Source organism: Micrococcus sp. iso_229 (assembly GCF_058072725.1).
The window spans coordinates 2343998-2369438 of record NZ_CM176514.1; the positions used below are offsets into that span (position 1 = coordinate 2343998).

Here is a 25441-nt window from a genome sequence, read left to right on the forward strand (position 1 = left end):
CGGATTCACCAAAGGAGCTGGCGACCCCGGATCTGCCGCCCGAAGCAACGCTGGTTGACTTATCGCGGGTCCTGGGCGCGAAGACCCGTGACAACTCAACCGGCGTTGCTCAGGACAGGGCGGATCAGCGTGAGGTCGGTGTCCGCGGAACGCACCGGCCGACCCCGTCCCGTTCCCGGGCGGCCACCGCACGCTCGCTCGCCGTTCACACCGCGCCCCTACGGTGCGACACGCCGGTCCCCCCGGGCCGACGAGCCGCACGGATGAAAGGCCACGATGTCCTACCCCTCCCCGACCCTCAGCCGCCGCCGCCTGCTCGGCCTCAGCGGAGCGAGCGCCGCCGTCCTCGCCCTCGGGGTGAACGCCCCCGCCGCGGCACACGCCGAGCCGCTGCCGCAGCGGGACGGCCTCTTCGGACTCGGGGTGGCCAGCGGCTATCCGCGGCCGGACGGCGCGGTCCTGTGGACCCGGCTCGCACCGGAGCCGTTGGCGGAGGACGGGCACGGCGGCATGCCTCTGCGCTCGGTGCCCGTGAAGTGGGAGGTGGCCCGCACCGCCGACTTCCGCCGCATCGTGGCCCGCGGCACCGCGCTGGCCCAGCCGGAGCTCGCGCACTCCGTCCACCCGCGCGTCGAGGGCCTGGCGCCCGGCACGGAGCACTTCTACCGCTTCGTGGTGGGCCCGCAGACGAGCCCCGTCGGCCGTTTCGTCACCCTGCCAGCCGCCGGCTCCGCCGCGGACGACTTCACCGTGGGGCTGATCTCCTGCCAGGCCTGGTACCACGGCCATTTCGCCGCTCACCGCCACCTGGCGCAGGAGGAGGACCTGGACCTCACCGTCTTCCTCGGCGACTACATCTACGAGTACGGCATCACCGCCGCGAACCTGTGGCGTCAGGGGGCCGAGGTCACGCCCGCGCACGCCGTGGAGATCGAGACTCTCGAGCAGTACCGGCTGCGGTACGCCCTGACGAAGTCGGACCCGCACCTGCAGGCGCTGCACGCCCGAGCGGCCGCCGTCGCCATCTGGGACGACCACGAGGTGCAGAACAACTACGTGGGCGCCGCCTCCTCCACCGGCATCCCCGAGGAGCTGTTCGCGCACCGCATCGCCGTCGCCTACCGGGCCTTCTACGAGAACCTGCCCGTGGACATCGACGCCCTGCCGGAGGGGCCGGAGTCGGACATCGTGGCGGGGCTCGACGTCGGCGCGCTGGCCCGCATCTCCCTGCTGGACACCCGCCAGTTCCGAGACGCCCCGCCGGCCGACGCCACCGACCGCGAGCGCGAGGACCGCACCATGCTGGGCGCGGCTCAGGAGCGGTGGGTCACCGAGCGGCTGCGCACGTCGCAGAGTCAGTGGAACGTGCTGGCCGGCGGCGTCGTGCTCGCGCCGATCTCGGACAACCGCAGCGACCAGTGGGACGGCTACCCGGCCGCCCGCCGTCGCCTGCTGACGGAGATGAAGCGCGCGGGCAACGCCGTGATGCTCACCGGCGACATCCACAAGCACGTGGCCGCCGAGCTCCGCGGCGAGTCGGCGGGCCTGCCGGCCGGGCCGGCCGGCGTCGAACTGGTGACGACGTCCGCGGCCTCCGACGGCGACGGCGCGAAGACGGACAAGTACACGCCGGACTGGGTGCGGCACGACTACGTGCGCCACTACGACGGGCGGCGCGGCTACCTGCACCTGCGGTTCACACCGGCGCAGCTGACGTCCTCGTTCTGGGTGGTGCCCTGGGTGGAGTCGGACGACACCGCGCCCAAGGAGCTCAGCGCCCGCTTCACCACCCCCGCCGGCAGCAGCCGCCTGATCGAGGCCTGAGGAGAGCACCGATGAGCAAGAACCCGCAGACCGTCACCGGCGTGGCCGCCACCGGCGCCATCTCCCGCGTCGAGCTGACCTGGACGCCCTTGCCGTGGGAGCCGCTGATCGACCACTATCGCGTGTACGCCCTGCCGACGTCCGGCAGGGGCGCGACGCCCGACGAGACGCACCTGGTGGGCAAGACCGTGTATCCGCGCTTCGTGCACCACGGCCTCGACCCCGCCGGGGAGGACTTCTGGTACGTCGTCGTCGCGGTGTCCGACGCGGGCCGGCGCAGCCGTCCGTCCTCGGCGGTGGTGGGCGGATCCCAGGCGTCCGTGACCGCGACCGGTCGTGAGCTGGCGCGGATCGGCGAGTTCGACGGGAAGTCCCTCGAGCTGCGCTTCTCCCCCGCCCAGTACGGGCAGATCCCGAAGGCCCACCCGACGGCCGTGATCGACTACGTCCAGGGCGTGGACACCCCCGCCGAGGCCTGGCCGTACCTACTGCCGGGTCCGGGCGACGCCTGGGCCGGTCGGAAGGCCTACCGCGCCCGCTGGGCGGTGACCCTCGACGCCGCCCCGCAGCGCGACGTCGACCTGGCGCTGTGGTTCGTGGACACCACGCGCCTGGGCGGGCGTCTCGACGTGGCGGTGAACGGGCGGGACGTGCAGTCCGTGGAGCTGGCGAAGGGGGCGACACGCGGCTCCCGCGAGGGCGACGCGACGCTGGCCGGGTCCACGCTGCTGCGCTCGTACCACGAGTTCACCCTGCCGACCGGGGCGCTGGCCGCAGGCGAGAACGTCGTGGAGTTCACCCTCGCCGAGGGCGGCTGGGTGGCCTGGGACGCGCTGGGCCTGTACGAGCGGGCGCGCTGAGGCGGCGGCCAGGGGGCCGGCCGGACGGCCTCGGATCGTCGCGGGCCCAGGGCTGAGCCCCGCTCACCCCTCCCCGCGCTCCGGGCCCCCGCGCACCACGGTGATCGCGCGGGTGTCCGGGGCGGTGTCGGCCACGTGCTCCATGGCGCGGTCGAGGTCGCCGGTCTGCTGGTACGCCGCGTGGATCTGCTCCCACAGGCGGGCGTTGCGGACGCCGATGGCGGCCGGGTCCAGGACGGGGTCCTGGCCGGCGCGGCGCTGGCGGTCGTAGTCCTTGAACAGCCGGATGGCCACGGGGCTCAGCAGGATGAGCGCCACGATGTTCACCCACGTGTAGAGGCCCACGCCGAAGTCCGCGAGGGACCACACGAACGCGGAGGTCTGCACGGACCCGAACACCATGGAGCCGGCCAGCAGCAGCCGGGCGATCGCGATGACCGCGCGCTGCGCCGTCTTGTTCGGGATGAGGTAGGCGACGTTCGTCTCCGCGTAGAACGCGAAGGAGAGCAGAGTGGTGAAGGAGAACAGGAAGACGGCGATCGCCACGAAGGACGGGCCGAAGGCGGGCAGTGCCTCGTCGATGGCGATCTGGACCCACGCCGGGCCTTCCTCGACGCCGGGCACGTGCTCGGCGAGGAGGCTCTCCCCGTCCGGCCCCAGCACGTTGAAGCTGTTCGTGGCGAGGATCATCAGGCCGGTCATTGTGCAGACGAACAGGGTGTCCACGTAGGCGGAGAACGCCTGGGCCAGGCCCTGCTTCACGGGGTGGGAGACGTGGGCGGCCGCCGAGGCCTGGGCCCCCGAACCGGTGCCGATCTCGGTGGAGTACACGGCACGGCGCACGCCCCACGCGACGGCGGCGCCGAGGATGCCGCCGTAGACCGAGTCCAGGCCCAGCGCGCTGGAGAAGATCAGCCCGAACATCGCAGGGACCTGCTGCCACATCAGCCCGACGACGAGCAGCCCCACCAGGATGTACGCGCCGGCCATGAACGGGACCACGAGGCCCACCGTGCGGCCCAGGCGGTGCATGCCGCCGAACACGATCACGCAGAACAGCACGGCCATCCCGAGTCCCACCCACAGCGGGTCCCAGCCCCACGCCTCGGTCGTGGCGGCGGTGACGGCGTTGGCCTGGATCTGCGGGCCGGTGAAGACCGTGGCGAATACGGTGGCCGCGGCATACGCGACCGCCAGCCACCGCCAGTTCCGGCCGAGCCCCTCGAGGATGTAGTACGCGGGCCCGCCGCGGTACTCCCCGCGGACCTTGTGCTTGTAGAGCTGTGCGAGCGAGCTCTCCACGAGCGCCACGGGGGCGCCGAGGATCGCCGTCACCCACATCCAGAACAGCGCGCCCGGGCCGCCCAGGTAGATCGCGGCCGCGACGCCCGCGATGTTGCCGACCCCGATGCGCCCGCCCAGGGCCATGGCGAACGACTGGAACGAGCTGATCCCCGCCGACGACGATCCTCCCCTGGCCAGCTGACCCACCATGTCCGTGAGCAGCCGCACCTGGGGAGCCGCCATGCGGATCGTGAAGTACAGGCCCAGGGCGAGGAGTCCGACGACCATGGGCAGGCTCCACATGATCGAGTTGGCGGCGGTGACGAACTGCTCCATGGTCACTTCCCAGGTCGTGGACAGGATCCGTGCACTCCATCACATTCGGGCCACCCCGGGCACCCCTGAGCCCCCGGGGGGTCTGCGCGGGACCGGCAGGGTCGGCCGGCCAGACACGCCGCGCCGTCCCTGCACCCCCGCCTCCCTCGAACCAGGAGAAAGTGGTCGCCTCACGAGGCGTGAGGCGACCACTTCCTCTGATTCGGCGTCGAGGGCAGTCCTCAGACCAGGCCCTTCTCCTTCAGCCACTCCCCCGCGACCTCTCGCGGCTGCTTCTTCTGCTCGCCCGAGTTCTCGGCGTTCATGGCCATGAGGTCCTCGGTGGTGAGGACCTTCTGCACGGACTCCACGGCCTCGCGGATCTGGTCCGTGACCCTGTCCTTGGCCATGAGCGGGACGATGTTCTGCGGGGTCACCATGCCCTCGGGGTCCTCGAGCATCACGAAGCCGTTCTCCTCGATGGCCGGGGTGGTGGAGAAGATGTTCGCCAGGTCCACGTCCCCGTCCTTGAGGGCCTTGACGGTCAGCGGGCCGCCGCCGTCGCTGATGGGGGTGAACTCCATCCTGTCCGCGGGCACGCCATAGACGGACTCCACGCGGGCGAGGCCGGCGCCGTAGTCGCGCTGGCTCATCTCCGGCGGGCCGCCCACGCGGAGGGTGCCGTCGTAGTCCTTCAGGTCCGCGTAGGAGGAGATACCGTGCTGCTTGGCCCAGTCGCCGGCCGCGCACCAGGCGTCCTTGTTCTCCGCCTTCGCCTCGGCCAGGACCTCGAGGTCGTCCGGGAGGGCCTTCTGCAGGGCGGCGAACACCTCTTCGGACGTCTTCGCCTTCGCCTGCTTGTCATAGAAGGCCAGGAGGTTGCCGGTGTACTCGCCGATCAGGTCGATGGACCCGTCCTTGAGGGCACCGAGGTAGACCTCGCGGGAGCCGATCTGCATCTTCCGCTCCACGGTGAGGCCCTTGGCCTCGAGGACCTGGGCGTAGAGCTCGCCGATGATCTCGGACTCCGGGAAGTTCGCCGAGCCCACGCGGACGGTCCCGCCGGAGCCGGAGCCTCCCGAGCCCTGCCCGCCGCCGTCGGAGGAGAGCGGGTCCCCGCCGCAGGCGGCCAGCAGGGGCGCGCCGGCGAGCAGGCCGATCACGGCGCGGCGCCGCACCAGCCGGTTCGGGGCGGCGGACGGGTTCGCTCCCGCCCGGGGATTCAAGGTGTGGTCGGTGGCAGCCATGGCAGCCGTCCTTTCGTGGGTCAGCCGCGGGCCCTCAGCCCAGCGGGGGTCAGGATGCGCTGCACCAGCAGCAGGAGGCCGTCGCACAGCAGGGCGAGCACGGCGATCAGCACGGCGCCGGCGAGCATGGTCACGTAGTCCTGCACGGCGAGCGCGTCGAAGAGGTAGCGGCCGAGCCCGCCGAGGCCGAGGTAGGAGGCCACGGAGGTCGTGGCGATCACCTGCAGGGTGGCGGACCGCAGTCCGCCGACGGCCATGGGCAGGGCGATCGGCAGCTCCACCTGGCCGATGAGCTGGCCGGTGGAGTGGCCGTTGGCGCGGGCAGCGTGGACCACCTCGCGGGGCACGGCCTGCAGTCCGGCGTAGGTGCCGGCCAGCAGGGGCGGGATCGCGAGGATCACCAGCACCATCACGGTGGGGATCAGCGCCTCCCGCAGCCTGATGTCCAGGACGATCGCGAGGAAGGTCAGCAGGCCGAGGGTCGGCAGGGCGCGCAGGGCGGAGGACAGCGCCACCACCACGCGCCGGCCCCGTCCGGTGTGGCCGATCCACACGCCCACCGGGAACGCGATGGCCGCGGCGATCGCCAGGGCGAGCACCGAGTAGCCGAGATGCTCGAGCACGCGGGCGGGCACGCCGTTCGGGCCCGCCCAGTGGGCGGGGTCGGCGAACCAGGAGAAGAGGGAGCTGATCATCGGCGACCCTCCTGCACCGCGAGGTCGGGCACGGTGGCGAGTGCCGTCGTCGTGGTGTCCTGTGAGGAACGACGACGGCCGCTCGCCTTCCGGACCTTCGCGCGCCTCGTCCACGGCATGAGGAGAGCGGCGAGGGCTACCAGGACGAGGTCGAAGACGACGGCGAGGATCACCGTGCCGACGATGCCGACGACGATCTCGGTGACGAAGCTGCGGGCGTACCCCTCGGTGAAGAGGGTGCCGAGGGACTGCACGCCGATCAGCGCACCGACAGAGACGAGGGACAGGGTGGAGGCGCTGACCACGCGGGTGCCGGCCAGGAGGGACTCGCCGGCCAGCGGCAGCTCCACCCGCCAGAACCGCTGCCAGGCGCTGTGGCCCTGGGCGGTGGCGGCGGTGAGGAGTTCGTCGTCCACGGCGTCGAAGGCCTCGGAGGCGCTTCGGGTCAGCAGGGCCACCCCGTAGAGGGTGAGGGCGATGACCACGTTGAGCGGGTCTAGGATCTTGGTGCCCACCAGGCCCGGGAGGATCACGAACACGGCGAGCGAGGGGATGGCGTAGAGCAGGCTGGAGCCGCCCACGATCAGCCTCCGACCCCAGCCGGTGGCGTTGGCCAGGCGGCCCAGGGGCACGGAGATCAGGAGGCTGAGCAGGACCACCGGGGAGGCGAGGGCGATGTGCCGCCAGGTCAGGGACAGGATGAAGTCCAGGTTGGCGCTGATCCAGGTCACGGCTGCACCAGCGTCCCGGCGACGCGGCCGGAGGCGTCCACCACGATGGGGGTGCCGGTGCGGTCCTCCACGTGGAGCTCGCGGCGGGCGCCGCCCACGAAGGAGCGGACGAAGTCGTCGGCGGGGCGCAGCAGGATGTCATCGCCGGTGCCGTGCTGGGCCACGCGGGCGCCCTCGCGGAGGACCAGGACCTCGTCTCCAAGGAGGACGGCCTCGTCCACATCGTGGGTGACGAACAGGACGGTCTTGGACAGCTCGCGCTGGATGCGCAGCATCTCGGCCTGCAGGTCCGCGCGGACCACCGGGTCCACGGCGGAGAACGGCTCGTCCATGAGCAGGACGTCCGGGTCCGGGGCGAGGGCGCGGGCCACGCCCACACGCTGGCGCTGGCCGCCGGAGAGCTGGGAGGGGTATCGGGAGGCGACGGCCGCGGGCAGGCCGACGAGCTCGAGCAGCTCGTGCGCGTGGTCCCGGTCCTGGCGGGAGATCCGGCCGGTCAGGCGCGGCACGGTGAGCACGTTGTCCAGCACGGTGCGGTGCGGCAGCAGGCCGGCGTTCTGCATGACGTAGCCGATGCCGCGGCGCAGCTTCACGGGGTCCAGGGAGGCGACGTCACGGCCCTCGATGAGCACGCGGCCACCGGTGGGGTCTACCATCCGGTTCACCATCTGCAGGAGCGTGGTCTTGCCGCAGCCGGAGGAGCCCAGCAGCACGGTGGTGGTGTGCGGGGGGACCTCGAGGGAGAAGTCCTCCACGGCACGGGTACCGTCCGGGAAGGTCTTCTCCACATGCTCGAAGCGGATCATGCGGTGGTGCTCCCTGAGGACTCGACAGGCGTGGACGCAGACGCCGCGCTCTTCGGGTGCGAGGCCTGATCGGCCAGCGTAGACCCCAGGTCAGGCCGGGTCGAGGGGCCGGGGCCGCAGAGGTGCGGAAAAGGTCATGGAGCCGGTGCGGAGGGTCGTCGGCATCGGGGTTTCCCGACGACGGCACTCGCCTCCGCATGTCAGGCCGTCGGGTCGAGGACGGAGATGTCAACAAGAACTCATCCGCACTCACACCTGGACAACGGTTTCGGCGACGGCACTCCCACTTCGACGTATGCACCGAGCGCGAGCCGCCGGGCCACCCCGCGCACCCCTGAGCCCCCCGGGGGTCTGCGCGGGACCGACAGGGTCGGCCGGCCAGACACGCCGTGCCGTCCCCGCACCGGCTCACCCCTGCCCCGCTCCCGCCTCCTCCCGCACCGTCACCGCCAGCTCGATGTGTCCGGCCTCCGGTCCGCGAGGATCTGGCGGAACTCCGGCGCGACGCCGGCGTCCTCCACGTCGAACGCGTCCATGAGCCCCAGCAGATCCGGATGGGGCAGCGCGCCGCCGGGGGCGTCGTCGAGGAGGTCGACGTCGCCCGCATCGGCCCGCACGTCCACGTACCGCTCCACGCGGCGCGGCAGCGTCCCGGTCACCACCTCGTGCCCGTCGACCCTGAGGCCCGTGGGAGCCGGGCCGCTCAGCGGGACGGCCCGGACGGTCTCCACGACGTCGGCGGAGCCCGGCACCGGACGCAGCGCCGTCCACGGCGGCCCGGCCGGTGCCGACCCCGCCTCCGCGAGCGCCTGGAACAGCGTCGCGAAGGCGGCGTTCGCGCGCTCGGTGGTCGCCTCCTCACCGGCCTCGTCCAGGGCCACCCGCTGCACGACGCCGGCCCACGGTGTCGGCCCGACCGTGCGCTCCGCCACGGGGCCGGGACGGGCGGGGCCGCCGTCGTCGGGATCCGGGGCCGCGTAGACACCGGCGGCCGCGAGCGCGAGCGCGCGGTCCTCGAGGTCGCGGCGGCGTCGCAGCTCGGCCGCGTGCGCCTCGAGCCGCGCCGGCAGGGAGGCGGGGTCCGCGAGGACGGACCGGACGTCGTCGACCGTGAGGCCCGCTGCCCGCAGGACGCGGATCTGCGCGGCCGTCCGGATCTGACCGGGCGCGTAGCGGCGGTAGCCGGAGCGGGCGTCGACGTCGGCGGGGGCGAGGAGACCGCGCTCGTCGTAGAAGCGCAGCGCCTTCGCGCTCAGTCCGGTGGCGAGGGCGAACTCGCCGACGGTCATCAGGGGGCTCATGGGACGACCTCTCTCTCAGGTGATCCCAGCGTGGGCGTTCCCCCAAGGGGAGGGTCAAGCGTCGCCCAGCCTGCTCGAGACCGACGGCCTCAGACCTCCAGCAGCACCTTGATCTCGCGGCGCTCGTCCATGGCCCGGTACGCCTCGGCGGCGTCGTCGAGCGGCATGCGCGCGGTGAACACCCGGCCGGGCTGGATCTCACCGGACTGGATGCGCTCGATCAGCTCGGGCAGGAAGCGACGGACGGGCGCGGGCCCGCCCTCGAGGTGGATCTCACGGGCGAAGAGGTCGGAGCCGTCGAGGGTCTGATCGTGGGAGACGCCCACGAACCCGACGTACCCGCCGGGGCGGACCGAGGCCAGAGCCTGGTCCATGGAACCCTGCGTGCCGACGGCCTCGCACACCCCGTGCGCGCCGTAGCCGCCGGTGAGCTCGCGCACCTGGGCGGCGCCCTCCTCGCCGCGCTCGGCGATCACGACGTCGGCGCCGAACTCACGGGCGAGCGCGGCCCGATCCTCATGGCGGGAGAACACGATGACCTTCTCCGCGCCGAGGGTCTTGGCGGCCAGGACGGCGCACAGGCCGACGGCGCCGTCGCCGACCACGGCGATGGTCTTGCCGGGGCCGGCCTGCGCGGCGACGGCGGCGTACCAGCCGGTGCCGAGCACATCCGAGGCGGCGAGGTAGTCGGCCAGGCGGTCCGGGTCAGAGGGCTCACCCCCGGGCACCTTCACGAGGGAGCCGTCCGCGAGCTCGACGCGCATGTACTGCGCCTGGCTGCCCGTGTACTCACCGGCGTTGACGCAGCGGGACTGGTAGCCGGCCTGGCAGATCTCGCACGTGTTGTCTGAGAGCATGAAGGAACCGATCACGAAGTCGCCGACCTCGAGGGTGGCGACGTCCTCGCCCTTCTCCACGATCGTGCCGACGTACTCGTGGCCCATGCGCCGGTGGTCGACGTCGTTGTGGCCGCGGTAGGGCCACAGGTCCGAGCCGCACACGCACGCGGCGGCCAGCTTCAGGACCACGTCCGTGGGCTGGGCGACGCGCGGGGTGTCCACCTCCTCCACGACGACGTCACCCGGCGCGCGCATGACGACGGCCTTCATCGTCTCGGGGATGGCCGGGGTGGCGGGGGTCTGTGCGGTCATGGTCTGTCCTCCGGTCTGGCCCGGCGGTCCGGGCGGTGTGCGGGGACCAGTCTTGCGCCCCTGAGCCGTGGAGACGACACATCGGCGACGCAGGCGGGGCCGTGGATGGCCGCGCGCCAGCGACATCACCGCCGGGCAGAACCGCGGTGATGTCGCTGGCGTGAGGTCGGCCGACACACCCCGCTCGGCTCACAGCGAACGAGCACCGCCGGGCGTTACGCTGTGGTTCCCATCACATCCGACTCCCCTCGGAGGCCCGTCGTGACCCTCACCCTGCCCGCCCGCCTCGCGCGCACCGCCGCCGAGCACCCGAACTCCACCGCCCTGATCCTCGGCGAGAACCGCATGACATACGCCGAGCTGCAGGACCAGTCCCAGCGTCTGGCCGGCCTCATGCGGCAAGAGGGCATCGGCCCCGGGGACCGCGTGGCGCTCATGGTGCCGAACATCCCGGCGTTCCCGGTGGTGTTCTTCGCGGCCCTGCAGCTGGGCGCCGTCGTCGTTCCGATGAACCCGCTGTTCAAGCGCCGCGAGATCGAGTACTACCTGGAGGACTCGGGCGCGTCGATGCTGTGGTCCGTGCCGTCCGAGGAAGCCGTGGAGGGCGCCCGCGAGCGCGGTGTGCCGCTGCGCACCCTCGGCGAGGACGGCCTCGCCCCGCACCTCGCGGAGAGCCCCGGCCCGGTGACCGAGACCGTCGAGCGGGGCCTCGAGGACGACGCCGTCATCCTCTACACCTCCGGCACCACCGGCCGCCCCAAGGGGGCCCAGCTGACCCACCGGAACATGGGCACCAACGCGGACACCGCGGCGGAGACGCTGATCCAGCTCCAGCACGGGGAGACCGTGCTCGGCTGCCTGCCGCTGTTCCACGTCTTCGGCCTCACGTGCGCGCTCATGACGCCCGTGACGATGGGCGCCAGCCTGGCGTTGATCCCCCGCTTCGATCCCGCCGTGGCAGCGCAGACCGTCCGGGAGCGCGCGGTGGACGTGTTCATCGGCGTGCCCACCATGTACGGGGCCGTGCTGGCCGCGGCCAAGGACCATCCGGAGGACCTGGCCAGCCTGCGCCTGGGCGTCTCCGGCGGATCCGCCCTGCCCGTGGAGCTGCTGCGACGCTTCGAGGCCACCTTCGACTGCGAGATCCTCGAGGGCTACGGCCTGTCCGAGACCTCCCCGGTGGCGTGCTTCAACCATCCGGGTGAGGAGCATCAGCCGGGCTCGATCGGACGCGCCGTCCGCGGGTGCGAACTGCAGCTGGTGACGCCGGACGGGGCCGTCGTGCCCGAGGGCGACGAGGAGACCCTGGGCGAGGTGTGGATCCGCGGGGAGAACGTGATGAAGGGCTACTGGGGCAAGCCGGAGGCGACTGCCCAGGCCATCACCGAGGACGGCTGGTTCCGCTCCGGCGACCTCGCCCGGCGCGATGCCGCGGGCAACTACTACATCGTGGACCGCACGAAGGACATGATCCTGCGCGGCGGGCTCAACGTGTACCCGCGCGAGATCGAGGAGGTGCTCTACGAGCACCCGGCCGTCGCGGAGGCCGCCGTCGTGGGAGTGCCCCACCCGGAGCTCGGCCAGGAGGTCGCCGCGCACGTGGTGCTCGCCCCCGGCGCGCACGCCACGGAGGAGGAGCTGATCCAGCACGTGAAGTCCCAGGTGGCCCCCTACAAGTACCCGCGCACCGTGTCCGTGCGGGACGGGCTGCCCAAGACCGCCACCGGCAAGATCCTCAAGCGGGAACTGACGCCGGCGGAGTGATCTCGGGATGACCGCCCGGGCCGGCGTGTGGGCCGAGGTGCTCGCGGAGGCGGGCGCCGTCGTCGCGCCGGACCCGGTGCGTGGCATCCCGTTCGACGAGGCCGGGCACGCAGACCTGGCGGTCCCCGTGGACCGGGCGCTGCGGGTGGCGCCGCCGGCCGGCGTCGACGGCGCCTCCCCCTGGTGGCTGCTGGAGACGGACGTGCCCCAGGACGACGACGACGGCGGCGTCCTGCCGGTGATCCGGGTGGCGGTCGGCGCCCCGGGGCAGGTGCACGCGCTGCTGCCGGACTGCGAATGCGACGCCTGCGACCCCGGGTCGGACGAGCTGCTCGAGGCCGTGGACCAGGCGGTCGTGCGCGCGGTCGGGACGGGGGTGAGCCTGCGGGGCCGTCATGGGCTGCGACGCCGGGACTGGCATGTGCACTGGCGCGCGGACGGCACGGCCGAGGGGCAGGCCCGGGTCCCGGGGTGGTCGTTCGAGGCGCTCACGGACGCGTGCCGGGACCTGGCCGCCGGCGGCCGTCCGCGGCTGCCGCGCGGAACCGAGGCGACCGTGCGGGCGGGGTGGTTCCCGGAGACGTGAGGGGACAGCGGTGGCCGGGTGCCGCCGCTCAGAACAGTGCCGCCACCCCCCGAGCGGCGAGCGGGACGAGCCGCACGGCCCGCACCACGGTGAACGCGGTGACCACCGAGACGAGCACCCACTCCCGCCAGGACCCGGTCCGGCCGAGCAGCGGAAGCCGGAACCGTCCGGAGGACTGCCACCACCACAGGCGCGCGGGAGGCTCCGGGCTGAGCGGCCAGAGCAGGGCCACCCCGTTGTTGGTGAAGGCGTCGCCGAGGATGTGCACGCTCACGCCGACGGCCACGGAGGCGGGGATCCACCACAGCCCGTCGCTGAGGACGGTCGCCGACACCGCGACCAGGATGCCGAGTGCCCACGCGGCCCTCCATCCCCGGTTCGGGAGCAGTCGGAGGGCCTTGGCGGCCACGGCCGCCAGGAACGCGGCGATGACCCCCTGCCCCGGCGTGTAGACGTGCCCCGCGATCGGCACCTGGATGGAGGCGGCCGCCGTCGCGATGGCGGTGAACGCCGCGACCCCCACCAGCGAGTGTGTGCCGCGTCGATGCCCGCCGGCCACGCGGCGGATGCTGCGGCTCATCCACTCGGTCACGGGCGGCAGGGCGTGGACGACGGTGGCGCGGGGGTGGTCCCAGTCGCTGATCATGGCCGCGCCGGCGGTGGTCACGGCGCCGAGCAGCTGGAGTTCGGCGGGCAGGTGCAGCACGGCGATCGGCGACTGCCAGTGCGTGAGCGCCAGCCAGGCCGCGGCGCCGGTGGCCGCGTGGGACGGACCCATCATGGGTGAGGTCCTCTCGTTCGCAGGACCGGGCCGCATCACTGCGCCTGCGAGGGCCGGCGGGCGGCCCGCGGGGAAGGAAGAGGACCAGGGTGGCAGGCGGGGCGGACACGGTAAGGAGGCCGCCGCGGCCGGAGCGGGTCGAGGCGGCTGCCCGGCCGGGGGCGGCCGCCCGGCCCCTCACCCCGTCATCGCCAGCACCAGCGGGGCCAGCAGGGCGGTGAGCACGCCGGAGCAGGCCATGGCGAGGGCGGAGAACGCGCCGGTCTTCGGGCCTTCGGCGAGGGCGCGGGCGGTGCCGATGCCGTGGGAGCTCACGCCGATGGCCAGGCCGCGCACGCGGGGGTCGCGCACGCGCAGCCGGTCGAGCACCCAGGGGGCGAGCACGGCGCCGAGCACGCCGGTGAGCACGGGGAGCACGGCGGCGAGGGAGACGATCCCGCCGCCGGCGTCGGCCACCGCCATGGCGATCGGCGTCGTCGCGGACTTGGGGGCGAACGTGGCGGCCAGCGCGGCGTCCCCGCCCATCATCCGCACGATCAGCACGGCGCTCACCATGGCGGTCAGCGAGCCGACGGTGACCCCGACGGCGACCGGCAGCAACAGCTTCCGGATGTCAGGGCCGGCCCGGTACAGGGGGACGGCGAGGGCCACGGTGGCGGGGCCCAGCAGGAAGGTGAGGTAGCTGCCGCCGATCATGTAGGTCTCATAGTCGATGCCGGTCAGGGCCAGGAACGCGGCCACCAGCACGATCGTCACGAGCACGGGCGTGAGCAGGGCGGTCTGCCGGGCGGCGAGCCACAGGCGGCGGGCGAGCACGGCGACGGCGAGGGTCAGCGCGATGCCGAACAGCGGTGTGTGCAGGAGCGCGTCCCAGGCCTCCGCGAGGGAGTCGGTGAGTTCGGCGGCGTTCACTGTGCGTCCTCCTTGTCCGTGAGGCGGCGGGCGAGCGGGGCGGCGACGCCGGCGGTGACCACCAGCCCCAGCAGCCAGGGCACCACGAAGCCGACCAGCATCAGCGCCCGGTGTTCCCCGATGAGGCCCAGCACCGCGACGACGCCGACGCCCGCCGGGACGAACAGCAGCGGCAGGTGCTGGAGCAGGTGATGGCTCGCCGTCATCACCGGCGCGTCCTCGGCCGGCCGGCGCCACGCGAGCAGGCCGAGCAGCAGGAGCATGCCCAGCACGGCCCCGGGGATCGGCAGGTGCAGCGTGTCGGCCACGAGCGTGCCCGCCAGCTGGCAGAGCAGCAGGATCAGCAGGCCTTCGATCATCGGGGTTCACCTGCCTCGGACGGGCCCACGGGCGGCAGGCCGGGGACGACGCCGGTCCCCGCGGCGTCGAGGTGCGCCTGCAGGGCGCGCTGGGCGTCCGCGGCGCGCCCGGCGGCCAGCTGGGCGCAGATCTCGGCGTGCCCATCGAGGAGGCGGCGGGCGGCGTCGACGGATCCGCCGGTGGCGGCGTGGATGAGGCGGGCCAGGCGGGGGGCGAAGGTGCGCACGACCTCGTCGAAGGCGGCGTTGCCGCACGTGGCGATCACGTCCCGGTGGAAGCGCACGTCCAGCGCGGAGAACGCAGCGAGGTCGCCGGCGTCCAGGGCGGCGCGCTGCTGCTCCAGGTTGGCGGTGAGCGTGGCGACGAGGGGCCCGACGGCGTCGGGCCGCGCGGCGACCGTGGCGAGGGCGGTGGACTCGAGGAGGCCGCGCAGGGCCGTGAGGTCGGCCACGCTCTGCGGCGTGAGGGCCTGCACGGCCGCGCCCTTCTTGGGGAGGAGCCGCACCAGGCCCCAGCGCTCGAGCTGGAGGAGGGCCTCCCGGGCCGGCGTCCGGGAGATGCCGGCCTCCGTGGAGAGCTGGACCTCGGTGAGCATCTCCCCCGCGGCGATCTCACCGCGGACGATGCGCCAGGCGACGTCGTGGGCCAGGCGGCCGGCAGCCGTGGCACGACTGCCCCATAAGGGGTCGGAGAGTGGAGTCATGCGGGCCAGACTAATCGGATGCATGCATGGATGTATGCATTGTGTCGGACTCAGAAGAGGTCCGGGTGGGGAGGGGCCCATGATGCCGGCGCCCACCCTCGCCCCATGACTGTCGCCATCACCCGGCCGGTGGCGAAGGAGGCCATCGAGGACGGCGGCAGGCACCACGCACTGTCGGGTCACCAGCTCTCGATGTAGTCCTCCGGGCCGAGGAGACCCTGGGTGTCCGCCCAGGCTCCCCAGCGGTCGAGGAGGAGGGGGATGGCCTGGTCCTCCCACCAGGGCAGGTGGACGAGGCCCTGACTCATGCCTCCGCGGTTGAACCGCTCCACGTTGACCTTGTCCTCCTCGTAAGGCTCGGCCCCCTCGAGGGAGCGTTCGAGCGCATCGTGCAGGAGCCGGCCGAGTTCATGCTCACTGGTGGGCATGGGGGTGTCGTCGAGCCGTTCAGCGAGCTCCTCCCAGAGACCGACGCTTCCCCGCAACCCGTACTGGCGGGGGCGGCGGCGGAACAAGTTGCCGACGGTCGCGCGCGCCGACGAGTCGGCCTCCACCGCGTCCACACCACGCTTCGCCTGCTCCGCCATGGCCGTGCGGGCCTTCCGGATGCGCTGGCGGAGCAGCTGTGCTTCGGGGCTGGTGCCGCCGTAGGTGAGGTTCAACGGCGGGGTGTGCATGTCAATCACAGGCTTCTCAATGCCCCCGAGCGGTGTCACTTCCGCGAACCCGGCGGGTGCCTGCCACACGCGGACGGCGAGGTGACGCCGCATCCAGGTGGTCAGCCGCTCGCCGCTCTCCGGGGTGAGGGTGAATCGACCCGCGGAGGCGACGGCGACCGGCTCCAGGTTCAGCCGATCCACCAGGAGTGCGGCCAGGGTGCGGCGCAGAGTGGAGTGCGCGGTACCGCCGTCCGCGAAATGCTTGCGTTCCAGGCGGGCCCGCAGGCTGCCCTCGGCCTTGCCGATGTAAAGCACGTCGCCTCGACTGACAGACGTGTCCAATCGGAGCTCGGCTCGCACTGCGTCAGGATCCTGCGCGGCAACCGCGTACAGCCCGGTCGAATCCGGCACGACCTCGCCGCCACGCCCACCGATGACCACACCGCCGTCCTCGACGCGTGCGAACAGCTGGGGACCGTTCTGCAGAGCATGGGAAGCGGCCGCGATGAGCCCCGCCTTGGTGGTCATGCCAATGTCCTCTCTTCGTCCGGGACATCCACCCCGGCTGCGCCTCGAGCCTACGGAGGGTCCTGGACACGGTAGGCGCCCTTGCGATGGATCGCTGAGCCCTCACCGCGCCAGGATCCACCGGCCCTCGGGGCCGAAGACGCGGAGGCCGTCGCACGCGAAGTCGCGCAGCCACGGGACGTGGTCCACGACGCGCAGGTATAGACCGCGGTGCACGCCGGACTCGTCGCCGATCAGCTGCCCAGCGGACACGTTCATCTCGACTCCAAGCGCGCGCAGGAGGGCGGGGCTTCACGCCTCGTCGGGCGCCCGGTCCTCCGCGCCGGCGATGACGTCCTCCAGAGCCTGCAGGTGGGGCTCGGCGTCATCCTCGGCGCCCAGGTCGGCCAGCGCGAGGCGGAGGGCTTCGAGCAGCTCGCCGGCCTCCGGGTCCGCGGTGGCGGAACTCCAGCTCTCCCGCCAGGGCTCCTGGGTGGCGTCCTGCTGCTGGAGGAAGATGAGCCGCTCGACGTCGTCGGCCGGGATCTTGAGTTCCTTACCCCACGCCTGCATGGTCTCCACGTAGGTGGCGTACTTGCGGGGGTAGGTCCAGCCGCCGCCGATCCGGACGTCGACGTCCTTCACGTGCTCGGCGAACCAGGCACGCACCACGGAGTCGAGGATGGGGGCGATGTCGGACTCCCGGTGGGCCTTGGTGAGGAAGTAGAGGTACTTGGTGCCGAAGGCCGCGCCGAGGTGCTTGAGGCAGCCGGCCCCGCTCTTGCGCTGCTGCCGGATGTGCTCGAAGGCCGCGGGCCCGCCCTGCTCGAGGGTGATGCGGGTGACGTCGGCGAGCTGCTCCTCGAACCCGGGCTGCGCCATGATGCGCTCCACCCGGGAGGGGCCGTAGCCGACCCGTCCGTATCCCCACACCATCGCGGCGATGAAGGCGTCCCGCTGCACGGCGCGGTCCTCGGCGGTCACCTTCGCGGCGTAGCCGGTGACGACGGCGCGGGTCAGCGGCTCGCGCTCGAGGCAGGCGGGCAGGTCGGGCACGTGGGCCGTCCAGTGGTCAATGGACCAGCGGGTGGGGTCGTCAGCGGGCCTGCCGGCGGCAGCCCACGCGTCGAATGAGCGCTGGAGGGCAGGGGGTATGGCGGCAGCGGGAGTACTCGTCATGGCCACAGCGTAGGCCCAGGACCGGCACGGGAGGCATGTGCCTTCAGTTCCGGCCCGGCCCGCCGCCCCCCTCCGCGATGGCGGTCAGACGGTCCACGTGGGCGGCCCAGCGGTCGGCGTCCCACGGGGGCAGGTTGTTCCCCGGGGCGCGCAGGCCGGCCTGCCCGTCGATCTGCTCCCGCAGGATGTCCGCGTGGCCGGCGTGCCGGGCCTCGTCCAGGGCGACGTGCGCGATGATCTGCGCGAGCGTGACCTCCGCCTTGTCGTCGGGCCACCACGCCACCCGCCCGGGGGCGTCGGCGTCGAGGGCCGTGATGGTCGCGTCCGCGTGGTCGAAGCAGCGGCGGGCGAACTCGAGGACGTCCTCGAGGGACTCACCCTCGGCGGCGAACATGTCCACGTTGTCCTCCTCCGGCTGCCCCGCCGCCGTCCAGGGCAGCTGCACCTCGGCGGGGCGACCGAACGTCTCACCGAAGTACTCCAGCTCGATGACGGCGGCGTGCTTGACCAGTCCCAGCAGGTTGGTGCCGGTGGGGGTGCGCGGCAGGCGGGCGTCGCGCTCGCTGAGGCCCTCGAGCTTCTGGAGGAGGGCCGCACGCTGGCGGCGCAGCCCGTCGTGGAGGATCTGCTTGTGGTCCATGGGGTGATCCTGCCCCAGATCAATCAGGCTGCGAACCCCCGCACGAGCTCAGCCACCCGCTCCGGCGCGTCCAGGTGCACGTCGTGCCCCGCGCCGGGCACCTGCACGTGCCGCACGTCCGGGCGCCGCCGCCGCATCTCGTCCAGCTCTCCGGCGGGCACGTACCCGTTCTCCCCGGTGATCAGCAGGGTGGGCGCGGCGATCTGCCCCCATTCCTCCCACCGGGGCCGCTCGTGGACGGGCCGCAGGGTGGCCGCCAGCACGTCGACGTCGAAGCGTGGCGCCCAGCCGGCGTCCGTTTCCTCGAGCCCCTCGGCCCACACCCGGGCGGCAGGTCCGCCGCCAAGGTGGGCGAGGGCGTCGTCCGCGGTGGCGAAGGGGACGGGCCAAGCACGGAACCAGTCGATGACACCGGCAGTGGCCTCGGGCCCCTCCCCGCCGACGCCGACGTCCCGGGTGAAGCGCAGGGAGGGCGCGGTTGCGGGCGGCCCCGCCCCTGACTGGCCATTGCGCACCGCGCGGCTGACGCCGCGCCCGCACCGGGAGGACGACCTCGGCTGGCCCTGCCGGATCGGTGTCCCTGGTGGAAGGGAACGCGGGCCACCGTGGGGGACGTGATCCTGTGGCTGACGGCCCGCGAGCCGGCCCGCGGGCCACACTTCGTGTGTTCGCCTGACCAGGGCCCGCACACGTTGGAGCGGGGTAGAGCCGGCGGGGCCACCGCCGTCATGGTGGGCGCGGACGACGGTACCGGCGGTGACGCCCATGGCCGGGGCACTACACACAGCACTGAGGCTGGTCAGCCCGGTAGTCCACACCCGGTCAACCCCGCCGGCCCGCACGCGCGGCGAACTCGTCCAGACAGGCGAGCACCTCGGTGGCCAGCCACACCCGGTTCCGCCGCTGGCTGGAGGCCGGCTCCAGCGCACCGGCCTCGACGAGCTGGTCCACGGCGCGCTGGGCCGCCGGGCGCGAGACCCCCAGCACCTGAGCCAGGTGGTCCACGGTCACGGCAGGCTGAGCGATGATCACCGCGAGCGCCCGCCAGACCGCCGCGTCCCGCCGGGCGGTGAGCCGCTCGCGCCAGCCCGTGAGGGCCTCGTCCAGGTCCGCGACGAGCTCCCGGCCGTTGCCGACGGCGGCCAGGGCGGCCATCGCGAAGCGGCGCACGATGGGCTCGGGGTCGCCGTCGCGGTAGGCGGTGAGGGCGTCGAAGTATCCGGCCGTGTCTGTGAGGAGTCCCGCGGAGAGGGGCACCCCCATACGGGTGATCGCGCCGGCCCGGTGTAACACGGCGTGCACGAGGACGCGCCCCGTGCGGCCGTTGCCGTCCGCGAACGGGTGGATGGTCTCGAACTGGGCGTGCGCGATGGCGGCCTGCACGAGGGCGGGTACATCCGCGCGACGCAGGTAGGCGAAGAGATCGTCCATCCCGGCACGCAGGCGCTCCGGGTGGGGCGGGACGAACTGCGCCGTGTGCGGCGTGGGCGCCCCACCCCCGATCCACCCCTGCGCATCGCGGTACGCGCCCGGCCGGGCATGCTCCTGGCCGTCCATGAGGGCACGATGGGCGGCCAGCAGGGCGGGCTCGTCGAGGTCGGCGGCCAGCAGGGAAGCAGCGCCCATGGCCCTCACGTTCGCCGCCACGAGCGCTGCGTTCGGGCGGGTGCGTTCGCCAAGAGTCGCCAGGGCGAGGGCCCGCGCGCCCGCGGTGATGTGCTCGATCTGCGAGGAGGACGCGGACTCAGTGCGCAGGAGCACCGCGTCGATCGGCGCGATCTCTCCAGTGAGCCCCGGGAGGGCGTGGCTGATCTCGGCGTCGAAGCGCACGACGGCGGCCGTCGCCTCCTCGACCTCGGTCGCCAGATCAGAGGGCAGGTCGAGCACGAGTCGGGCGATACGGGCTGGGAGCGCGGCTCGATACGGGCCTGCTGCACGCACGCGAGCGCGGCGGGTGAGGGCGCCAGCGTCGTCGGGGTCCGCGGTCCAGGGGCGTTCTTCCCAGCCGACGGCCGTGCTGGTGGTCTGATCCATGCCCATAAGGGCACCCTACGCAATGATATGGATCGATCGTTGCGTAAGAGCCATCGTTGTGCACGGACACTGCTGAGCCGCGCGATCGCCTCGGCGCGCTCGGCCGGGCACACCGCTAGGAGTCCGGGAGCACGTAGTGCGCTGCGCGACGCTCCCCCCGCAGTTCGAGGAGGCCCTCCTCCGTCATGTCTTTGAGCACCGCCCGCGCGGCCGTGGGAGCGATCTGGCACAGTTCCGCGGCTTTGCTACGGGTGATGGATCCGTATTCGCGGACGTAATCGGCGATCAACCGCCGCTGTTGGATTCGGTCGACCGGACGCAGGCGCAGGTAGGCGGCTCGGTCTTCGGCCAGCTCGTAGAACCGCGCGGTCAGCATGTACCGCTGCGCCCGGCCGTTCCCCCGCGATTCCAGGACGCCGGCCTCGACGAGTGCGGTGGCAGCTCCGCGCACGTCCGCCACGGGCAGTCGAAGGCGTTCCGCTGCCTCCGCCGCCCCCGCAGGCCCCCCGTGCTTGATCTCGTGGACCACCCGCAGCTCGGTCAGGGTGAGTGCACGCTGGCCCTCGTTCTGCCGGCGGGCCAGAAAGATCAGCAGTTCCCTGTCCTCGTCACCCAAGGGGATGTCGACGATCACGGACCGCTGCGTGGAGCGGCCGTAGTCCGGCGCACCCCGGCCGGCTCGGAGCTGCGAGGCGAACATGTCCTGAACCCCCTTGCCCCGACGCTCGACGAGACCGGCGCGCTTGAACACGTTCGCCAGGGCAGGGCTGCGGGGAGCCGAGCGGTTCAGGATGTTGGCCGGCGAAACGTCACGGGGGAACCCGCCAGGGCTTGCGACGGAGAACGTGGACCCGGTGAGGGTCACCTGGATCGGCCCCACCTCGGCGTAATCACGGTGCACAAGGGCATTGGCGATCGACTCGCGCCGCACACTCTCGGACAGCAGAGGTACATCCACACGGACGAGACCCACCTCCACGGGTGTGACGGAGTTCCGCAGAGCCAAGCGGGCCTCGATCTCCTCGAATGCGTTCAACAGGGGAAGCAGCAGGTCCTCATTCGCTTCCACACCGTGGGGTCGGGAGTCCTGGAAGAGGACTTCCGCAGTGGGGGCCCACCTGCGCAGCGCATCCGACGTGCCGAAGACCAGTACCGCGCCGAGGCTGATGCCGCCGTCCGGAGTGAGGAGGTCCAGCGTCCGCAGCAGTTCCGCATCCGTGAGCTCCGCAAGACCGCTGTCACCAGCCGACTGGCCGGCCAGTCGCCGGAACCGGTCGAACTCAGTCGGATCGAGGTGCCCCCACTCGGCCCCGCGCGCCTCCGCCCGGGCATAGTCCAGGCCGACGCCGTCGAACCCAGCCCGCAGGACGTCCATGGGTGTCATGGGCATGCACGCGGGGCGACCGTCCGGCCCCACGACACGCTTGACGAATAACCCCTTGCGCGTGCCGATGAACGACGACCTCGCCTGGGGGACGGTGATGACCGCCACGTCTTTGCCCTCCCAGGGGACCACCTCGACGTCCACGCTCAACGGTGGCTCGATGCCGTTCTGGATGCGTCCAGCCAAGAGGTCTGCGTCCACAGCACCGCCATGCTCGGTCGTCGTCCCGACGACGGTGCCGTCGTCGTCGACTCCGACGAGGATCCGGCCTCCCATGCCGTTGGCCATGCAGACGACGGCTTGGTAGAGGTCGTCCTTCCCCAGCCGACGTTTGAACTCGACGTCCAGGGTCTCGCCCGCAGCGAGGAGGGGTCCAAGGTCCATCTCATAAGTATCCATAGTTATGATGGCGGCGGCCATGGCCACCCTCATGCCACCATAACTTTGAGAAGTTATGCAGACTTAGCGGCCACTTTGCACCACACCGTTACCCCATCACCCTGAGCCCCACAGGCGTCAGCAACGCGGTGAGCACGCCGGGGCAGGCCGCGGCGAGGGCGGAAAACGCGCCCGTCGACAGGCCCTCGGCGAGCACCCGCGACGTGCAGGCGCCGTGCGCGCTGACGCCCATGGCCAGGCTGCGGACGCGGGGCTCGCACATGTGCAGCGGACGAGCACCCAGGGGCCGGCAATGGCGCCGAGCACCTCCGCCGCCCCCGTCGACGACGGGCACCAGTAGCCGCCGTATGTACGGACCGGCACGATATAGGGGGACGGCAAGGGCCCCAGTGGGACCACCGAGCAGGAAGAAGGCACGTCGCCCACGACCACGTAGGTCTCGTAGTCGATACTAGTGAGCCAGAGGAACGCGGCCACGAACACGACCGCCACCAGCACCGACGTGAGCGGGACAGTGCGTCCTCGACAGGCCGGCGCCACGCGAGCAGGCGGAGCACGGCCTCAGGGCTGGTCGGTGCAGTCTGGTCGAGACAAGCGACCCCTAAGCTGGCACAACAGCAGGATCAAGGGGCCCTCGATGACCGGGCGGCCTCCACAGTGCCCGCCTAGCTGTTGTGGGTCATGAGGTTCTTGGCACGAGGCCCGGGCTGAGATGAGACGAGCGGGCCCCGCCCGGCAGGATGGAAGTTCCTCAACAACCCATCCGCTGGAAAGAGCCCGCTCATGACCCACGCTAACGCACCCCTGACCCCCACCGGCCGTCTGCGCATGGTCCACCGCCACCTGAACGAGGGCATCCCGCAAGCCCATGTCGCCGCCGAGTTCCGCGTCAGCCGCCCCACGGTGGCCACCTGGGTGGCCCGCTACCGTGCCGAAGGCGAGGCAGGACTGCAAGACCGCTCCTGCCGGCCACGACGCTCTCCCGCCCAGCTCGACCCGGCCCTGGTCACCCAGATCCTCACCCTGCGGCGGGAGCGCAAGTGGTCCGCACGGCGCATCCATCACCACCTCGTCTCCGAGGGCCACCGGGTGTGTCTTCGTACCGTGGGACGGTGGCTGCACCGACTCGGGATCTCCCGCCTACGGGACCTGACCCCGGCCGGAGAAGACCTGCGCCAACGACCCCAGAAGATCACCGCGAGAGGGCCGGGGCACATGGTGCACCTGGATGTGAAGAAGATCGGGAAGATCCCAGACGGCGGCGGCTGGCGCACCCACGGACGTGAAAGTGAAGCAGGCCGTGCTTCCAAGCGTGGTGCAGGCCGGCGGGTCGGCTACACCTACCTGCACTCGGCGATCGACGGGTACACCCGCCTGGCCTACACCGAAGCGTTGGAGGACGAGCGGGCGGCCACGACCGTGAGCTTCTACTGCCGGGCGCGGGCGTTCTTCGCCGCCCACGGCATCACCGTGGACCGGGTGATCACGGACAACGGGAACAACTATCGGGCTGCGGACTTCACCGCGAAGGTGGTCTCGCTCGGGGGCCGGCATCACCGGATCCGACCCTACACCCCGCGCCACAACGGGAAGGTGGAGAGGTACAACCGGCTGATGGTCGATGAGGTCATCTACGCCCGCCCCTACACCTCAGAGCAAGCTCGGCGTGAGGCCCTGGCGGTGTGGGTGAACCACTACAACTACCATCGGCCTCATACCTCCTGCGGAGACGCTCCTCCGGCCTCGTTGGCACCGGCCCGAGTCAACAACGTCATGCCCTCCTACACCTAGCTCAACGGCGCTAGCCGCTGTGGTTTACGGTATACGTCCCCTACCCCTCCGTGAGGCTCTGCGTCCCTTCTCCCCATCGCCAGGCACGAAAGACAGGAGGGGACCCCACCTCCCGGCGGGATCCCCTCCGCATGCAAGGAAAGCCTTAACGCGGCGGCCCAGTCTTCCCTTCAAAGGGGCGGGATCCGCCTCAGCCTTCGAGAGGAGTCGGTCCCTTGATGAGTCGACTCCACATGCAGCTAGTCATCGGGACCTCGCCACCACCAACGGACACATATCCCGTAGACGGGAGGCTTGGCACCTTCTGACCTAGACTCCAGCATATGGCCTCAGCGGGTCCCGAACCAACGAAATCAAGCGGATCTGGAGAAGCTGCCCGTCTTCCCACGTCGCTAGTTGGAAGTACGGCAACCCCTCTGATCCCATCAAACCCATACACTAGACGGGAAGTCACCGACCCACTAGTTCCCACAAGTAAGGAGGACTCCATGGAGTCCCTTGACGCCTACGAAGGTTCGACGCTCCCAACTAGCCCTAAAGACATCCGCCCAGGGAGCCCCGCCGAGCCACAGGACACCGGCCTCGACCTAGGGACCGTCGGGCGATCCGGCATCACAGAGATCCATCCAGGCACCTCCAAGAGCGCACTCGAAGCAGCCCAAAGCATCGCCCGGGCGAACCCTCGCCGCCAGGGAACGCCCGTCCGTAGCTCATACATCCGCAACGACATCGACAACGTTGACAGCACACCCCCACTGATGCAGCTCGCTTCCACCCGGGGGCGCGGAGGTGACGTGGCAATCAAACTTCACCTGGCAGTCCTTTGGCGTGCCGCAGCAGAGCCCTTTGACATCAGCAAAGTCTCCGCGCGCCAATGGGCCCAAGTGCTCGACCTACCAGACCCTGCCAATAATGGACGCCGCCGGATAGTAGCCGCCCTCAAACGACTCTCCGAAGTCGGCTTGATCCGACTTGAGTACCACCGGGGAGATCCTTCGGACATCTACCTTCTAAACGAGTCCGGCAACGGCGCGGCATACACACTGCCCTATGAAGACATGCGGCAGAAGAAGTCTAAGAACGGTCCGACGCAGCAGGCGGGGCATTACTTCCGAATCCCCAATGAGCTCTGGACGGAAGGGCACCTTCAGCATATGAGCGCAGCCGCAATAGTCATGTTGCTGGCCCTCCTCTCCGAAGCTCAGGGAGACCCAAATCGCGACATCTGGTGGTCCACTAGGCGCTTCGCCGAACGGTTCTCGATTAGTTCGAATATGCGCGCCAGAGGAACCAAAGAGCTGGTCGGTCGAAGATTGCTTATCGTCACGCGAAAATTGGTTTCATCTCCCTCGCAACCGCTGTTCGCAAATGACCGAAAAAGGAATACCTATCAACTCATCAACGCGGCACGACCGCTGCCAGGTGCAGTGACACGGTCGTGATCCCGTAATGAACACAGCCACCCAGGCGTAATTACCCTGGGGGGTGACCCAGGTTGCGTGCAATAGTCGTAACAGTCGCACCCCTT

At 71.5% G+C, this 25441-nt stretch carries 25 protein-coding genes; 6 read left to right on the top strand and 19 right to left on the bottom strand.

Going from position 1 to position 25441, the window contains the following annotated elements:
• Window positions 1-276: 276 nt before the first annotated feature.
• Window positions 277-1824: an alkaline phosphatase D family protein gene (locus tag AC3RKA_RS10880; RefSeq protein ID WP_489727259.1), complete on the top strand. Its 1548-nt coding sequence runs from the start codon at window positions 277-279 to the stop codon at window positions 1822-1824.
• An 11-nt stretch (window positions 1825-1835) separates the two neighbouring features.
• Window positions 1836-2684, top strand: coding sequence for a polysaccharide lyase family protein (locus AC3RKA_RS10885; RefSeq protein ID WP_489727260.1), 849 nt, complete (start codon window positions 1836-1838; stop codon window positions 2682-2684).
• A 63-nt stretch (window positions 2685-2747) separates the two neighbouring features.
• On the opposite strand, the gene AC3RKA_RS10890 is transcribed toward AC3RKA_RS10885, so the two are convergent.
• The 7 genes from AC3RKA_RS10890 to AC3RKA_RS10920 form a co-directional block, all read right to left on the bottom strand.
• On the bottom strand, window positions 2748-4304 hold the full coding sequence (locus AC3RKA_RS10890) for an alanine/glycine:cation symporter family protein (RefSeq protein ID WP_227448904.1): 1557 nt from the start codon (window positions 4302-4304) through the stop codon (window positions 2748-2750).
• A gap of 221 nt (window positions 4305-4525) precedes the next feature.
• Window positions 4526-5530 carry an ABC transporter substrate-binding protein gene (locus AC3RKA_RS10895; RefSeq protein ID WP_081304925.1) on the bottom strand — a complete coding sequence of 335 codons (1005 nt, stop codon included), beginning with the start codon at window positions 5528-5530 and terminating at the stop codon, window positions 4526-4528.
• A gap of 20 nt (window positions 5531-5550) precedes the next feature.
• Window positions 5551-6225, bottom strand: coding sequence for an ABC transporter permease (locus AC3RKA_RS10900; protein WP_049159725.1), 675 nt, complete (start codon window positions 6223-6225; stop codon window positions 5551-5553).
• Window positions 6222-6956, bottom strand: coding sequence for an ABC transporter permease (locus AC3RKA_RS10905; RefSeq protein WP_049159722.1), 735 nt, complete (start codon window positions 6954-6956; stop codon window positions 6222-6224). Before AC3RKA_RS10905 ends, AC3RKA_RS10900 begins: the two co-directional genes overlap by 4 nt.
• Complete coding sequence (locus AC3RKA_RS10910; RefSeq protein WP_098471003.1) at window positions 6953-7762, bottom strand: ABC transporter ATP-binding protein; 810 nt, start codon at window positions 7760-7762, stop codon at window positions 6953-6955. Before AC3RKA_RS10910 ends, AC3RKA_RS10905 begins: the two co-directional genes overlap by 4 nt.
• 443 nt (window positions 7763-8205) lie before the next feature.
• Window positions 8206-9063, bottom strand: a complete 858-nt coding sequence (locus tag AC3RKA_RS10915) for a MerR family transcriptional regulator (protein ID WP_489727261.1) — start codon at window positions 9061-9063, stop codon at window positions 8206-8208.
• A gap of 89 nt (window positions 9064-9152) precedes the next feature.
• Window positions 9153-10214, bottom strand: a complete 1062-nt coding sequence (locus AC3RKA_RS10920; protein ID WP_489727262.1) for a zinc-binding dehydrogenase — start codon at window positions 10212-10214, stop codon at window positions 9153-9155.
• Window positions 10215-10475: 261 nt separating this feature from the next.
• On the opposite strand from AC3RKA_RS10920, the gene AC3RKA_RS10925 reads away from it, so the two are divergent.
• Together AC3RKA_RS10925 and AC3RKA_RS10930 are read left to right on the top strand one after the other, a co-directional pair.
• Window positions 10476-11978: a long-chain-fatty-acid--CoA ligase gene (locus AC3RKA_RS10925; RefSeq protein WP_489727263.1), complete on the top strand. Its 1503-nt coding sequence runs from the start codon at window positions 10476-10478 to the stop codon at window positions 11976-11978.
• A gap of 7 nt (window positions 11979-11985) precedes the next feature.
• Window positions 11986-12564: a DUF6226 family protein gene (locus AC3RKA_RS10930; protein ID WP_489727264.1), complete on the top strand. Its 579-nt coding sequence runs from the start codon at window positions 11986-11988 to the stop codon at window positions 12562-12564.
• A 28-nt stretch (window positions 12565-12592) separates the two neighbouring features.
• Here AC3RKA_RS10930 and AC3RKA_RS10935 read toward each other — a convergent pair whose 3' ends face one another.
• The 12 genes from AC3RKA_RS10935 to AC3RKA_RS10990 form a co-directional block, all read right to left on the bottom strand.
• Entirely contained in the window at window positions 12593-13345 is a 753-nt protein-coding gene (locus tag AC3RKA_RS10935; protein ID WP_489727265.1) for a metal-dependent hydrolase, read from the bottom strand.
• A 177-nt stretch (window positions 13346-13522) separates the two neighbouring features.
• Window positions 13523-14257: an LrgB family protein gene (locus AC3RKA_RS10940; protein ID WP_248074208.1), complete on the bottom strand. Its 735-nt coding sequence runs from the start codon at window positions 14255-14257 to the stop codon at window positions 13523-13525.
• Window positions 14254-14616, bottom strand: coding sequence for a CidA/LrgA family protein (locus tag AC3RKA_RS10945; RefSeq protein WP_002855541.1), 363 nt, complete (start codon window positions 14614-14616; stop codon window positions 14254-14256). The genes AC3RKA_RS10940 and AC3RKA_RS10945 overlap by 4 nt, the downstream gene beginning before the upstream one ends.
• Window positions 14613-15320, bottom strand: coding sequence for a GntR family transcriptional regulator (locus tag AC3RKA_RS10950; RefSeq protein WP_012751151.1), 708 nt, complete (start codon window positions 15318-15320; stop codon window positions 14613-14615). The genes AC3RKA_RS10945 and AC3RKA_RS10950 overlap by 4 nt, the downstream gene beginning before the upstream one ends.
• A gap of 179 nt (window positions 15321-15499) precedes the next feature.
• Complete coding sequence (locus AC3RKA_RS10955; protein ID WP_336265210.1) at window positions 15500-16507, bottom strand: GIY-YIG nuclease family protein; 1008 nt, start codon at window positions 16505-16507, stop codon at window positions 15500-15502.
• Between the two features lie 102 nt (window positions 16508-16609).
• Window positions 16610-16765: a hypothetical protein gene (locus AC3RKA_RS10960; protein ID WP_155643064.1), complete on the bottom strand. Its 156-nt coding sequence runs from the start codon at window positions 16763-16765 to the stop codon at window positions 16610-16612.
• Window positions 16766-16798: 33 nt separating this feature from the next.
• A complete protein-coding gene (locus tag AC3RKA_RS10965) occupies window positions 16799-17665 on the bottom strand; it encodes an 8-oxoguanine DNA glycosylase OGG fold protein (RefSeq protein WP_336265209.1) in 867 nt (288 codons plus the stop codon).
• Window positions 17666-17708: 43 nt separating this feature from the next.
• On the bottom strand, window positions 17709-18305 hold the full coding sequence (locus AC3RKA_RS10970) for a DinB family protein (RefSeq protein ID WP_489727266.1): 597 nt from the start codon (window positions 18303-18305) through the stop codon (window positions 17709-17711).
• Between the two features lie 23 nt (window positions 18306-18328).
• Window positions 18329-18820, bottom strand: a complete 492-nt coding sequence (locus AC3RKA_RS10975; protein WP_489727267.1) for an alpha/beta fold hydrolase — start codon at window positions 18818-18820, stop codon at window positions 18329-18331.
• Between the two features lie 307 nt (window positions 18821-19127).
• A complete protein-coding gene (locus tag AC3RKA_RS10980; protein WP_489727268.1) occupies window positions 19128-20339 on the bottom strand; it encodes a Fic family protein in 1212 nt (403 codons plus the stop codon).
• A 115-nt stretch (window positions 20340-20454) separates the two neighbouring features.
• Window positions 20455-22143: an RNA/DNA-binding domain-containing protein gene (locus AC3RKA_RS10985; protein WP_489727269.1), complete on the bottom strand. Its 1689-nt coding sequence runs from the start codon at window positions 22141-22143 to the stop codon at window positions 20455-20457.
• A 67-nt stretch (window positions 22144-22210) separates the two neighbouring features.
• The gene (locus AC3RKA_RS10990; protein WP_489727606.1) at window positions 22211-22384 is read right to left on the bottom strand and encodes an LrgB family protein; all 174 of its coding nucleotides are present in this window, start codon (window positions 22382-22384) and stop codon (window positions 22211-22213) included.
• Window positions 22385-22905: 521 nt separating this feature from the next.
• Between AC3RKA_RS10990 and AC3RKA_RS10995 the strand changes: the two genes are divergently transcribed.
• Complete coding sequence (locus AC3RKA_RS10995; protein ID WP_489727270.1) at window positions 22906-23913, top strand: IS481 family transposase; 1008 nt, start codon at window positions 22906-22908, stop codon at window positions 23911-23913.
• A gap of 488 nt (window positions 23914-24401) precedes the next feature.
• Window positions 24402-25355, top strand: a complete 954-nt coding sequence (locus tag AC3RKA_RS11000) for a hypothetical protein (protein ID WP_489727271.1) — start codon at window positions 24402-24404, stop codon at window positions 25353-25355.
• The last annotated feature ends 86 nt before the right edge of the window (window positions 25356-25441 follow it).

Coding starts and splice junctions, on each gene's coding strand:
- AC3RKA_RS10880 (WP_489727259.1), top strand. CDS start 277: ATGTCCTACCCCTCCCCGACCCTCAGCCGCCGCCGCCTGCTCGGCCTC.
- AC3RKA_RS10885 (WP_489727260.1), top strand. CDS start 1,836: ATGAGCAAGAACCCGCAGACCGTCACCGGCGTGGCCGCCACCGGCGCC.
- AC3RKA_RS10890 (WP_227448904.1), bottom strand. CDS start 4,304: ATGGAGCAGTTCGTCACCGCCGCCAACTCGATCATGTGGAGCCTGCCC.
- AC3RKA_RS10895 (WP_081304925.1), bottom strand. CDS start 5,530: ATGGCTGCCACCGACCACACCTTGAATCCCCGGGCGGGAGCGAACCCG.
- AC3RKA_RS10900 (WP_049159725.1), bottom strand. CDS start 6,225: ATGATCAGCTCCCTCTTCTCCTGGTTCGCCGACCCCGCCCACTGGGCG.
- AC3RKA_RS10910 (WP_098471003.1), bottom strand. CDS start 7,762: ATGATCCGCTTCGAGCATGTGGAGAAGACCTTCCCGGACGGTACCCGT.
- AC3RKA_RS10915 (WP_489727261.1), bottom strand. CDS start 9,063: ATGAGCCCCCTGATGACCGTCGGCGAGTTCGCCCTCGCCACCGGACTG.
- AC3RKA_RS10920 (WP_489727262.1), bottom strand. CDS start 10,214: ATGACCGCACAGACCCCCGCCACCCCGGCCATCCCCGAGACGATGAAG.
- AC3RKA_RS10930 (WP_489727264.1), top strand. CDS start 11,986: ATGACCGCCCGGGCCGGCGTGTGGGCCGAGGTGCTCGCGGAGGCGGGC.
- AC3RKA_RS10935 (WP_489727265.1), bottom strand. CDS start 13,345: ATGATGGGTCCGTCCCACGCGGCCACCGGCGCCGCGGCCTGGCTGGCG.
- AC3RKA_RS10945 (WP_002855541.1), bottom strand. CDS start 14,616: ATGATCGAAGGCCTGCTGATCCTGCTGCTCTGCCAGCTGGCGGGCACG.
- AC3RKA_RS10950 (WP_012751151.1), bottom strand. CDS start 15,320: ATGACTCCACTCTCCGACCCCTTATGGGGCAGTCGTGCCACGGCTGCC.
- AC3RKA_RS10955 (WP_336265210.1), bottom strand. CDS start 16,507: ATGACCACCAAGGCGGGGCTCATCGCGGCCGCTTCCCATGCTCTGCAG.
- AC3RKA_RS10960 (WP_155643064.1), bottom strand. CDS start 16,765: ATGAACGTGTCCGCTGGGCAGCTGATCGGCGACGAGTCCGGCGTGCAC.
- AC3RKA_RS10965 (WP_336265209.1), bottom strand. CDS start 17,665: ATGACGAGTACTCCCGCTGCCGCCATACCCCCTGCCCTCCAGCGCTCA.
- AC3RKA_RS10970 (WP_489727266.1), bottom strand. CDS start 18,305: ATGGACCACAAGCAGATCCTCCACGACGGGCTGCGCCGCCAGCGTGCG.
- AC3RKA_RS10980 (WP_489727268.1), bottom strand. CDS start 20,339: ATGGATCAGACCACCAGCACGGCCGTCGGCTGGGAAGAACGCCCCTGG.
- AC3RKA_RS10985 (WP_489727269.1), bottom strand. CDS start 22,143: ATGGCCGCCGCCATCATAACTATGGATACTTATGAGATGGACCTTGGA.
- AC3RKA_RS10990 (WP_489727606.1), bottom strand. CDS start 22,384: ATGTGCGAGCCCCGCGTCCGCAGCCTGGCCATGGGCGTCAGCGCGCAC.
- AC3RKA_RS10995 (WP_489727270.1), top strand. CDS start 22,906: ATGACCCACGCTAACGCACCCCTGACCCCCACCGGCCGTCTGCGCATG.
- AC3RKA_RS11000 (WP_489727271.1), top strand. CDS start 24,402: ATGGAGTCCCTTGACGCCTACGAAGGTTCGACGCTCCCAACTAGCCCT.